The organism is Moraxella nasibovis, assembly GCF_029581575.1.
In the GTDB taxonomy this organism is placed as follows: domain Bacteria; phylum Pseudomonadota; class Gammaproteobacteria; order Pseudomonadales; family Moraxellaceae; genus Moraxella; species Moraxella nasibovis.
This window is the reverse complement of record NZ_CP089975.1, coordinates 583,888-596,645: the sequence shown is the minus strand read 5'-3', so window position 1 is coordinate 596,645 and position 12,758 is coordinate 583,888. Positions and strand designations below refer to the sequence as shown.

Annotated in this window: 4 protein-coding genes; 1 reads left to right on the top strand and 3 read right to left on the bottom strand. The window is 47.1% G+C overall.

Translation table 11 applies throughout. The features are described 5' to 3' along the window. Positions 1-72 precede the first annotated feature (72 nt). From LU290_RS02695 to LU290_RS02685, 3 genes are all read right to left on the bottom strand, one after another. Entirely contained in the window at positions 73-1,008 is a 936-nt protein-coding gene (locus LU290_RS02695) for an OmpA family protein (RefSeq protein ID WP_277809027.1), read from the bottom strand. Positions 1,009-1,126: 118 nt separating this feature from the next. Beyond that, entirely contained in the window at positions 1,127-7,645 is a 6,519-nt protein-coding gene (locus tag LU290_RS02690; protein ID WP_277809026.1) for a YadA-like family protein, read from the bottom strand. Between the two features lie 85 nt (positions 7,646-7,730). Then, positions 7,731-9,944: an ESPR-type extended signal peptide-containing protein gene (locus LU290_RS02685; RefSeq protein WP_277809025.1), complete on the bottom strand. Its 2,214-nt coding sequence runs from the start codon at positions 9,942-9,944 to the stop codon at positions 7,731-7,733. 1,276 nt (positions 9,945-11,220) lie between these two features. Between LU290_RS02685 and ccoG the strand changes: the two genes are divergently transcribed. Then, complete coding sequence (ccoG, locus tag LU290_RS02680) at positions 11,221-12,582, top strand: cytochrome c oxidase accessory protein CcoG (protein WP_277809537.1); 1,362 nt, start codon at positions 11,221-11,223, stop codon at positions 12,580-12,582. Positions 12,583-12,758: the final 176 nt, after the last annotated feature.

Below are 12,758 nucleotides of genomic sequence, written 5' to 3'. Positions count from 1 at the left end.
AATCTCCTCCAAAAAAACAAACCGCTCATCAAATGAGCGGTTTGTTTTGGTGAATAGATCCAATTTGACCGATTACTGAGCTTGATTGAAGTTTTGGTAATCTTGGTTCATTTGGATTTGCTGTACGCCACCTTCGGCAACACGAGCATAAACCGTCACATCCACTTCTACACGGCGGTTTGGCTGCAAGCACACGATCTGTACAGATTTTGGTGCATTGATGTCGCAGACCACATGCGGTAGCGGCTGTGATTCGCCTGCGCCTGATGCGGTCAGCGTGCTTGCGGTCACGCCTTTTGAGATCAGGTATTGACGAACAGTGTTAGCACGCAGCATTGACAGGTTCATGTTGTACATGTCATCGCCGTAGCGGTCGGTGTGACCTGTCAGATGTACACGAGACTCACCACGAGCTTCCCAAGCAAGTAGCTGAGCTGCCAACTCATCCAATCTTGCACGACCTGCTGGTAGCATGTCTTCAAGCTTCCACTTGTCAAACTTGAACAGAGCATCAGCTTCTAGGTTGATGCGCTCTTTGACAATCGGCTCTGCTGGTGCAACTGGTGCTGGCTGATTAACAATGATGGTCTGACCAGCTGCTGGCGGCTTGGCATAAGCAGCACAGTCCGCTGGCAGCCAGTAGAACTCTTGACCACGGAACTTCTCATCAAAAATGACTTTATATTGGCAGACTTTGACGCTGTCGTCAGCCTTATAAAACTTCATGATGTAGTCCCACTCACGAGCACGGTTTGATTCGTTAAAATGCGGACGACCGATCAGCTGATACAGCTCATCTTTGGCGATACCTGGGCGGATCTTAGACAGGTTTTCACGGTTTGGGAATTGACCGTCTTTTTGCCATGCGTCATCCAACTTAGGAAAGTAGATGTCCTCAGCAGCAATAGTGCCTTTATCTGAGATGTTTTGGCTGACTTGCTTTGTACCCATACAGCCTGTTAGTGCAAGCATTGCCACAGCAGCACTTAATGCGGTAATTTTTTTCATGATGTTATCCTAAGTAACAAAAACTAATATTTTGTCAATATTGTAAAGGAATTGAAAATTTTAATCAACGCCATGCTCCGAATTTCACGAAGCATGGATTGATCTACCTAAATGCAGCTTAGAAGTGGAAACCTGCACCCACTGCACCACCAGCATTGCCTTGGGTGTCGGCAGAGCCAGACACTTTAAGCACCCAGCGGCCGTTGTCAGACAGCTTCGAGAAGCCCACTGCCACAGCACCTTCGCCATTGTAGCTGGCGATACCACCAGTTAGCATTGACTTACCTGGGATGTAAGCTTGTGGTAGTGCTGCCATCGCCATCGCTGATGAAACACCTGCGTTGGCATCGTCTGCCACACCGTCAATGCGGTTGTTCAGGTAGTTCGCTGTGCCTTGTAGCTGGCTGACATTGACAGCATCAGTTGCATCCACACCTGGTGCGACATTGGTGATGCGGTTGCCACCGTTGTTCAGACCAGTCTGAGTTAGGCTGACCACATTGTCAGGGTTGTTCTCAGTCGGTGCTGCGATGGTGATGCCATCGTTATTTACCTCTGTGCCGCCAGCAGTTACGCTGTCAACTTTCACATCTTTAGCCAGATTATAGGTAACATTGTTACTATCAGCTGGTTTGGTGATGACAATATTGCCATCAGTGTTGTTCATGTCAACAGTTTCACCTGGATTTACCACAGAGCCATTAGCGCCTTGGGCTGTCAAAGTAAAGCCTGAGTTATTGATGGCATTTGCCACATCACCTGCGGTTGCAATCGCATTTGGTGCCGCTGGAGTATTGACCGCACCATTAGCATTGTTAGTCAATGGTGTGGTATTCACAGCCAATGAACCATCAGGATTTTTCTTAATGGTATCACCATCAGTTTTCACTGACAGATCGTATTTAGTTGCACCAGTATCGGTAGTGCTTGGTGTAACAGTCACTGACTTATCAGCCGAATCTACCACAGTCTTGGCAGTTTCAATCTTAGTATTGAACTGATCTGCCAACGCATACAACTGGCTACCATTTACCGCATCTTTGCTGGTGGCTGAGATGTCGCCAGCTGCCACATTGGTGATCTTCTTATCACCAGCATTGATGCCGTTTTGGTTAATCACTACAGGACCTACGGTTACGCTGTTGAAGTTCACATCATCAGCAGTTTTAACTTCGTAGTTTGGTGCATCGTCTGTGCCAGTGTTCGTTACAACCATATTCTTGCCAGCAGTTACGGTGGTTACAGTATTTGTATCAACCGCATCTTTATTCACTGTCAAGTTGCCGTCTTCATCAACTGTGATGGTCTCACCATCTACATTGATATCAAACTTCACGGTGCTAGACTTACCATCAGCAGCAGTTTCTACCACAGCTGTCGTGCCTTTACCGTTGATGAAGTTTACAGCATCGGCTGGGCGAACCACATCACGCTGTGCGCCATTGTTTAGCAAGTTCCAACCAGAGTTGTTAATAGCGTTGGCTACTTGATCGCCTGTTACCAATGAATTTGGCATTTCAGAGCTTACTGAACCATCGGTTGATGTGTTTAGATCACCTGTGATGGCAGCAATGTTACCATTGTTGTCTACATAGGTGGTTACGCCATCAGTCTTAGCAGAAACAGTGTAAGTGGTAGAGCCGTCTGCATTTTCAGTGGCTTCTACATTGATGCCGTCAGCTTCTTCAACTTTGGTGGTTGCTGCTGCTTGAGCATCTTTAAGCTGACTTACATTGACTGCGTCGTTGTCACCAGTACCATCAGCCACATTGGTGATCTTAGTAGCTTCGCCGTTAGGACCTTCAACTTTGATGTTGTCGCCATCGCTCGTGATCTTAGGACCATCGTTGAACTGTACGCTGCTTACATTGATGTCATCTGCTAGGTCATAAATGATGTCAGCACCTTCACGCTTAACAGTTAGGTTGTCGCTACCAGTTTTGAAGGTAACAGTGTCTGATGGGTTGATCAGCTCAGTACCCTCAGTACCATCAGCTGCTAGGTTCCAACCAGAGTTGTTGATGGCATCAGCAACGGTGTTAGCAGTTACTAGTGAATCGCCATTGTCAGCAGGTGCGCCTACTTTACCATCAGTAGATGGTGTGAAGGTGGTGGTAACAGCTGCGATGTTGCCGTTGTCATCAATCTTCGTGGTAGTGCCATCAGTCTTAGCAGAAACAGTGTAAGTGGTAGAGCCGTCTGCATTTTCAGTGGCTTCTACATTGATGCCGTCAGCTTCTTCAACTTTGGTGGTTGCTGCTGCTTGAGCATCTTTAAGCTGACTTACATTGACTGCGTCGTTGTCATCAGTACCGTCTGCAACATTAGTGATCTTAGTAGCTTCGCCGTTAGGACCTTCAACTTTGATGTTGTCGCCATCGCTCGTGATCTTAGGACCGTCGTTGAACTGTACGCTGTTGATGTTGATGTCATCATTCAAGCTGTATGTGAATACATTTTCAGCTTGGTTTAGAACCAAGTTATCGCCAGCTTGGAAAGTCACAGTTTCTGATGGGTTGATCAGTTCTGTGGTTGTACCATTAACTTCACCTGAACCAGTAGCACCTGAGGTTACATTAAAGCCTGAGTTGTTGATGGCGTTGGCTACTTGATCGCCTGTTACCAATGAATTTGGCATCTCAGAGCTTACTGAACCATCGGTTGATGTGTTTAGATCACCTGTGATGGCAGCAATGTTACCATTGTTGTCTACATAGGTGGTTACACCATCAGTCTTAGCAGAAACGGTGTAAGTGGTAGAGCCGTCTTCATTTTCAGTGGCTTCTACATTGATGCCGTCAGCTTCTTCAACTTTGGTAGTTGCTGCTGCTTGAGCATCTTTAAGCTGACTTACATTGACTGCGTCGTTGTCACCAGTACCGTCTGCAACATTAGTGATCTTAGTAGCTTCGCCGTTAGGACCTTCAACTTTGATGTTGTCGCCATCGCTCGTGATCTTAGGACCGTCGTTGAACTGTACGCTGTTGATGTTGATGTCATCATTCAAGCTGTATGTGAATACATTTTCAGCTTGGTTTAGAACCAAGTTATCACCAGCTTGGAAAGTCACAGTTTCTGATGGGTTGATCAGTTCTGTGGTTTTACCATCAACTTCACCTGAACCAGTAGCACCTGAGGTTACATTAAAGCCTGAGTTGTTGATGGCGTTGGCTACTTGATCGCCTGTTACCAATGAATTTGGCATCTCAGAGCTTACTGAACCATCGGTTGATGTGTTTAGATCACCTGTGATGGCAGCAATGTTACCATTGTTGTCTACATAGGTGGTTACACCATCAGTCTTAGCAGAAACGGTGTAAGTGGTACCTTCTGGAGTTGATTCAGAAGTTACTTCAATACCTTCTTCGCCTACAACATTTGCTTTGGCTGCATTCAACTGACTTACATTGACAGCATCACCATCTTCAACACCATCCGCTACATTGCTGATTACATTGCCACCAACATCAACGCCGTTGTTGTCAATCTTCACCGAGCTGCCGTTGTCAGTTGGTACTTCTAGGCTATTGGTTTTCACGCTTGCAAACTCAACATCATCAGCGGTTGCAATGCTGATTGTACTACCTGCTTGAGTAATGCTGATGTTTTTACCTGCATCAATAGTCACTTTGTCTGATGGGTTAATCAGCTCTTCACCCGTACCAACTGCTTGACCTTCTGATTGTGATACATCCAATTTCCAACCTGAGTTGTTGATTGCATTCGCCACAGTTTGTGCCGTAACAAGTGCATTTGGTGCAGCAGGTTCGTCCACTTTACCGTCATTATCCGCATCAGCCAATGGTGTGGTGTTGACAGTAATCACAGTCTTAGTCGGATCGTTTGGATCTGTCTTCGTTGTGATGGTCTCACCATCTACATTCACATCATATTTGATGGTTGAAGTTTTTCCATCTGTTTCTACAACTGCTGTTGTACCTGCACCATTAACGAAGTTTACGGTGTCAGCGTGTACTACAACATCTCTTGCATCACCATTTTCTTGTAGGTTCCAACCAGCGTTTAGTACATCGCCTAGCGTTGCAGCATTGTTAGCGTTTTCTTCTAGCAATACTGGGTGGTTTGCATTTGGCTGTTCTGTAGTTGCCGTAGTCACCGGTGCCAAGTTTGACTTGATGTTAGTCAAGGTCATCGGAGCTGTGGTGCTGTTTTGTGGATTGTTCATCGAGGCAATTACATCGCCTGCATCAACCTCATTACCGTCAGCATCTAAGAACTTACCATCTGGCTGTTTGAATACTTTAGTGCCATCAGCTTTGGTATAAACCACTGGCATTTGGTCTAGCGTGCCTTGGGTGACCATATACAGCTGGCTGCCGTTAATCGCATCGGTGCTGTCTGCTGTGATACGACCTGCGGCGACATGCTGGATCTGGCGCTCGCTATCTTTTGCACCAACAGACACAGCGCTCTTAGGCGCACTACCTGCAAAGTTGCCGTAAGTGATGCCATTGACAGTCGCATTAGAGGTTGGGGTTACGGCGAGGGTTTCTGAGCCAGCACCTAGTGCCACATCACCGACAGCGGCCGCTGCCTTGGCATTTTTACCGATGGCGATGGCGGTGTCTTTTTGAGCCTTGGTGTCTTGACCGATGGCGATGGTGTCATTAACATAGGCGACTTTGATGTCAGGCTTCTCTTCGGTTGCGGTCATGTTGTCTTCAGTAAATGCCCAGCCTTGGTTAGCCTTCTGACCGATGGTGATATTATCATTGCCATTTAAAGCCAAGGCGGAGTAGGTGCCTAATGAGACATTATTGTCGCCCATAGAGCCTGCTCTCATACCCGTTAGATCCACTTCATTGCTACTTGCTTTGCCTGCGCCCGCTAAATAGCCCATGGCGACATTATAATCGCCATGCCTAGTGTAGCCTGCCTGACCACCAACATAGTCATTATAATGACCTGTTGCGTTGGTGGCAGCGGACATACCGATCGCCGTGGTATAAGCCAGATAGGACATGCCCATTTGGTTTTGTTCCTCTGTAAGATCATAACTGGCAGCATCAGTACCAATCGCAACGATGCCAGAAGCTGTGCGGCTATGACCAGACATACGGCCCAAAAGAACACTGCTCTGTGCTGATGTGCGGTAACCAGCCTGTTCGCCGATCATGATGGTTCCTGTGGGCTCGGTTGACTCTTTACCTGCCTCCACGCCAATGGCGATGGCATGATTGGCTACAGCACGGCTGTCTTGACCGATGGCGATGGCACCACCTTCGGTTGCTTGGGCATTGATACCGCCTGTGATGGCGCCAGGTGCAGTAGCACCAGCCGCCTCACTGATCTTACCCAAGTTGGTGACAGCATTGCCTGTACCTCTGTTTGCACCTGTATTTACATGGAAATAGGTTTCAGGTTCAGTGCCGATTCTTTTACTCAGCTCATCTGCTACGATGTACAACTGCGAGCCGTTAATCGCATCGGTTGAAGTCGCTGAGATACGACCTGCGGCGACATTCTGAAGCTGACGCTCACTGCCAGCAGCGCCGATTGATACTGCGCTGGTCGGCGCTGCACCTGCAAAGTTGCCATAAGTGATGCCATTGACCGCTGCATTGGCAGTTGGTGTTACTTGGGTAGTCTCTGAGTCTGCACCCAGTGCCACATCACCCTCAGCGACTGCTGCCTTGGCATTTTTACCGATGGCGATGGCGGTGTCTTTTTGGGCGGTGGTGTCTTGACCGATGGCGATGGCGTCATTGACATATGGGACTTTTACATCGGGGTTTAATTTGGTTGGGGTTTTGTTATCTTCTGAGAAATTAATGCTATGATTGGAGTTAATGCCAATGGCAATATTATTGTAACCGTTTATGCCTTGCCCAGAAGCAGCGCCTAATGCAACATTGTAACTGCCAATGACACCCACTCTTGAGCCAGTATGGTCAAGATAGCCTCCAGCTGCCGCACCCGCCAGATGACCCATCGCAATATTGGCATCGCCATGTCTAAGTTCGCCTGCATTCCAACCTAAATAGTCGTTAGAAAATCCCGTTGCATTAAGCCCGGCAAAACGACCTATCACAGTTGAATTACTAAGTACTTCGTTGGTCGTATAGCCAAGATCTTGCCAATGAACTTGATCATCTGGTTCTGGTGGATTGAACACATCTAGTTGTGGTGGGCGATAAGAGCCGGCATGCTCACCAATAGCAATGACATTAGCACCTGTTCGGTTGGTGCCAACACCAATACCTAGCAAGACACCCTGTTCTAATGATGAGAGATTTCCAGCATGATTACCGATCATGATTGTATTTCGAGTAAGGGTGCCTTCTGAGTCCTTACCTGCATTTAAACCGATGGCAATGGCAGCAGATCCTTTCGCCTGAGCATCGATACCTGCTGCGACTGCATATTGACCAACAGCACCACCCTTAGCATCGACCGTGCCTTCATTGGTGTCAGGATTGCCAGCAGGCTGATCGAGAGCGTCAGTGTTTACATGGAAATAATTGGTGCGGTTTGCTGCGGCATCAACAGCAGCCAATTTATCCGCCACGGCATACAACTGTGAGCCGTTAATCGCATCGGTTGAAGTCGCTGAGATTAGACCTGCGGCGACATTTTGGATACGGCGTTCTTTGCCAACATCGCCCACTGATACCACGCCGACCGATGTTTTACCTGCAAAGTCGCCATAGCTTACGCCATTGACATTGACAGGCTCGGTTACTGCACCGATGCCATCTGTGCTATCGCCTTTGGCAGTGTAGGCCAGACTCGGTGCCTAAGAATACTGAGTTGTCAGCGGTAGTGGTTACACGGTTGCCCAGTACGAAAGTTTCGTTGGTGGTGATGGTGTTGTTGTTACCTACCACACGAGAGCCTGATACCGCTGCGGTGTCAGTCAGACCATCGGCAAGCTGTAATTTACCAGCTGCATCATAAGTGGCTGTGGCACCGATTTGGTTGTTGTTACCAAAGGCACCGACATTGGTCGATGTGCTACCCACAGCGTTATCGTTACCAACGGTATAAGAGCCTGCACCTGAGACGATCGATGGGTCACCCAATGCACCTGAGTTATTACCTGATACCACGTTACCTGTACCGATAGAGATGGATTGTGTGCCTGTGGCTTTTGCCCCTGTACCAATCGCAAGAGAATTGATAGCATTTGCTTGGCTGGTATTACCGATAGCAACGGCGTTTTCTGCATTGGCACGAGTGGCTCGACCTGCATGTTCGTGACTGTTATCTGCCAAATCTTGTAATCTGCCTGTTGCACGATCAAAATACTCATAAGTGTTTGGGGTAGAGCTACCAATCGCAACGGCATTTTTGCCTGTGGCAATGGCGGCTTTACCAATAGAAGTGGCATTGACCCCTGTGGCGACACTGTCTGTACCGATCGCAAGCGAATCTGTTGCGGTCGCACGTGCTGCAGGTGTGTTATGATCTATCCCCGTACCAATAGCGATGGCACGGTTTGCCACGCCTTTGCTATACAGGCCAATAGAGATAGAACCCTGACGCTTGCTAAGTGCTTCATAATGTGTACGAAGTTTACCATTTTGCTCGTACAAGTTTTCAACACCAGCACCCGCTCCGATGGAGATATTATTACTACCGCTGATGTATGAACCAGAACCGTCACCAAACGATAAGTTGCCAGTACCAACGACATAACTACCGCCACCAATAGTATAATTGCCACCACCAAGCACATTAGAGCCTGAACGAGCACCGATGGCGAAGTTGTAATCACTTCTTCGGTCTGTATCAAATACTTGGCCTTCTTGGATTGTAAATTGCGTGCTATTGTTAGCTTGTGGTGTCTCTATCGCCTCTTTCATTATGCTGGCTCGATTTACCTTGCCCACATACTGTGCGTTTTTTTCACCAATAGCGATATTGGCACGCCCATTGACATTTTGACCAGTTGCTTGACCGATAAAGATATTTAAATCAGAAACAACCCCCCTATTATCAGGAGTAGTAAAATTAACATTATGACCTGCATCAGTACCAATAATCACATTTTGCTGAATGTCAGAGCTAGTCCCTGAACCCGAACCCAATATGACATTACCGCCTGCACCAGTAGTTCGTGTACCTGCACCCCTACCGATAACCACATCATTGCTTTGATTGCTATAAGCACTCGCACCAAACACAACACTGTCTACTGGTGTTATCCCAGAGGCATTTCTTTCTATTTTGGCACCTGGCCCCATCACAACCGATTTATAGCCTTGGTTAATTGCACCATCACCGATGGCGACCGAGCTTGAGCCTTCTGTTGTTGCACCATGACCGATGGCAACAGATTTTTCAACCTTGGTTAATGTTTTAAATTTATTGGCATTTTTACCAATAGAGATCATACTGCTGCCAGCACTATTGAGATTTTGACCAGCAAAGCTGCCAAGGTTAATCATATCGATACCTGTGCTGTCTTTGCCAGATTGTTTACCGATACTGATGTTTGAATGGGTTACGATACTTTCTGCATTTGGCGCGTCTACGCCATCTTTTTTGAATATAGTTGTTGCAGGATCAAAATTCGTACCACGATCTTTTAGCCCGTTGCCTGCCTCTTGACCGATAGCAATGTCATTATTATTACGAGCTTCGGCGCCGATACCGACGGATACAGCATTTTTGCCTTGATCGGTTACTTGGGTGGTCGCATTACCACAGACAACACTGTTAGTTGCGGTGTCAAAATAACAGACATTATCAGTGCCTGCTTGGTACTCTGTGCCAGTAGCTGCAACTGCCTGTGCCGATAAAATCATGCCCGACATGATGAGCGTAAAGCGGATGAGCCTGCCGACTGCCGACGGCGCCTCACCGCTGCCGACGGTAGTGGTGCTGCCCTTGCCTTGTGCACGAGCGAATTCGCAGACCGCTTGGAAAGTTTGGGTGGATTTGTTATAAATCACACGATAGATGTTGTTCATAGATGATTACCTATAAAGATGCCGAATCAGGCTCGGCGATGCGCTGCCCACGGCTGCACCACCATCGCTAGGATGGGGAGAGACTTGGACGACGAGTGAAAAAACTTGAAAAACCTTGAAAAGATAAAAGAACCTCATGCAGCTCACCGACACAGAGCGGAAGGACTTGGGTGTCTGAATATCAGGGGTGCTGTGCATCATAATATCAGTCGTATTTTTGAAAGTTAATTTAATTAAATCAAAAATTCAATTTAAAAAAAATATCCAATAAAAAACATCAATATAATGTCAAAACCACATTAACAAACCAACACCAGTCAAGAATCACCAATGACCGTGCCAAAATGGCGAGCGCATGGGGGGGGGTTATGTGCATATTATAACTGTTTTTTTGCTTGATTTATAGTGATTTGTGTGCTGTTTTGTTAATGAATTGTAAATACTTGATGTATGATTGAGTTGGTTAGAGTTCTTAGAATACAAGTGTTTACCGTATTTTTGGTGCATTGATTTGGCAGGTGGCGGGCTTGCCTATTGTAACTGTATCTGAGGGAGATTTGAGTGGGAAAATCCGCATTTTTTGTGGATTTTATTGATGAATTAGGGCGGTGTGTGGCGTACGGCATGACAGCTGCAACAATACAGCCAAATTACAGACAAATTGGCGAAATCTTGTAGTGCATAGGCTGTGCCTGTGCTTTGTCGTCTGTGGTGGGTGGCGGTGAGCAAAAATATTGTTTAGAAATTTTAAATAATGGATTTGGTATGATTTTGGTTGGTGGGGTGCGTGGTTTTTTGCGTTATGCAGGATTTTATCGTAGGGGTGGAATATTTTTCACCCCTACCGAACGGCATTTACACAGGTTTTCCGTAGGGGCGAATTGCAATTTAACCGCACAATTTGCGTTGTGCGTGATTTTATCGTAGGGGCGAATAATATTCGCCCGTACCACCGCACAGACCGTATTTATGCCAATGGGCGAAAGATTTTTCGCCCCTACCATCCATTTGTAAAAATTATAAATTGGCAATCATCATGACAAAAACACTTGCCAACAACACCCACAAACGCCCCAAAAAATGCTACAATAGACAAAATCCATGAATCCAAGCCAGCTGCCAGTTAGCCAGCAAAACAAAGGTACTCATCATGTCAGACAAGCCAGATTCAAAACCCATCCCACCCAAAAGCGACGACAAACACGCCGCACCCACCACCGCCAAGCCCAAAAAACAGCGTCCGCCACCAGAGAAAATCATCCCCACCTCAAAGGACATGGACGCCACCAAGCAGCGTGTACATCCTCGCTTTGTCAAGGGTAAATATCAGAACATTCGCCTGTTTACGATGTATGCCATATTGGTGGCATTTTTGGTCGCCCCTTGGATTCGCTGGAACGGGCGACAGGCGATCTTGCTGGATGTGATTGAGCCGAAGTTTTATATCTTTGGGGCGACTTTTATGCCGCAGGATTTTTATTTCTTTGCCTTTGTGTTCATCATTGCCGCCATGCTGCTGTTTATGGTGACGGTCTATGCTGGGCGTGTGTGGTGTGGCTATGCCTGTCCGCAGACTATCTATGTACATCTGTATCAGCATGTTGAAAAATGGATCATCGGCGAGCGTAATAAACGCATCAAATTTGACAAGCAGCCTTGGAATGCCGAGAAAATCATGAAGACTCTGGCGGTACACGCCATTTGGCTTGTCATCTCAGCAATTACGGCATTGACCTTTATTGCCTTTATTGTCGGTACGGATTATCTGTTTTTTAATGGGCATACGCCATTTTTTATGGGTTGGAGCAAGATGACATGGATATTTTTCCTGCTCATCACTTTCGTCACCCAGACCAATGGTGGCTATATGCGTGAGCATATGTGTGTGCATCTGTGTCCTTATGGTCGTTTCCAGTCGGTGATGTTTGACAAAGACACGCTTTTGGTCTCATACGACTACGAGCGTGGCGAACCTCGTGGTGCTCGCAAAAAAGGCGACCACCCAGAGGGCTACGGCGACTGCGTGGACTGCAATATGTGCGTGCAGGTCTGCCCAACTGGCATTGACATCCGTGATGGCTTGCAAGTGGAGTGTATCCAGTGCGCCGCCTGCGTCGATGCGTGTAATGACATCATGGATAAAGTCGGCTACCCTCGTGGCTTGATTCGCTACACCACTGAGCGTCAGATGCTCGAAAAACAAAAAACCAAAATCATCAGCCCTCGCATCTTTGCCTACATTTTCGTACTGGGTGCGTCCATCGTGGCTGCAACACTCGTCGCCACAGGGCGAGCGCCATTGGAGCTTGAAATCCGCCATGACCGCAAGCAGCTGAGCCATGAGCGACACGGTCAAGTAGAAAACAGCTATGTGCTAAAAATCGTCAATAAAACTGACGAACGCCAAGTCTATCGAGTGCGCTTGGACGGCGACAACACCGCTGGCATGACGCTGCGTTCTCGCTTTGACAAGCTGCCACTACAAGCCAACGAGCCGTACGATCTGCCAGTGAGTATCATCGGCGATGCCAATGTCGTGAAGGTGGGTAGCACGCCTGTCACCATCACGGTATATACCGAAGATGGCAAATACAGCGCCAGTGCTACGGACAACTTTGTCTATCAGCCCAAAAAATAAGCCCACATTTGTAAAGCCGCCCTTCTATGGGTGGCTTTTCTTATTTCCTAAAAATATCCCACAAGAAAAAATTTCCTACAAAAACAAATATTTTCACCCCTGCCAGTCTTATGTCCATAGGGTGATTAAGTCAGCACAAAACATAAAATGATTTATATGGAGTGATTTATATAGAG

What these genes read in the sequence shown, in the direction of transcription:
- LU290_RS02695 (WP_277809027.1), bottom strand. Translation starts at nt 1,008, where the DNA reads ATGAAAAAAATTACCGCATTAAGTGCTGCTGTGGCAATGCTTGCACTA.
- LU290_RS02685 (WP_277809025.1), bottom strand. Translation starts at nt 9,944, where the DNA reads ATGAACAACATCTATCGTGTGATTTATAACAAATCCACCCAAACTTTC.
- ccoG (WP_277809537.1), top strand. Translation starts at nt 11,221, where the DNA reads ATGGACGCCACCAAGCAGCGTGTACATCCTCGCTTTGTCAAGGGTAAA.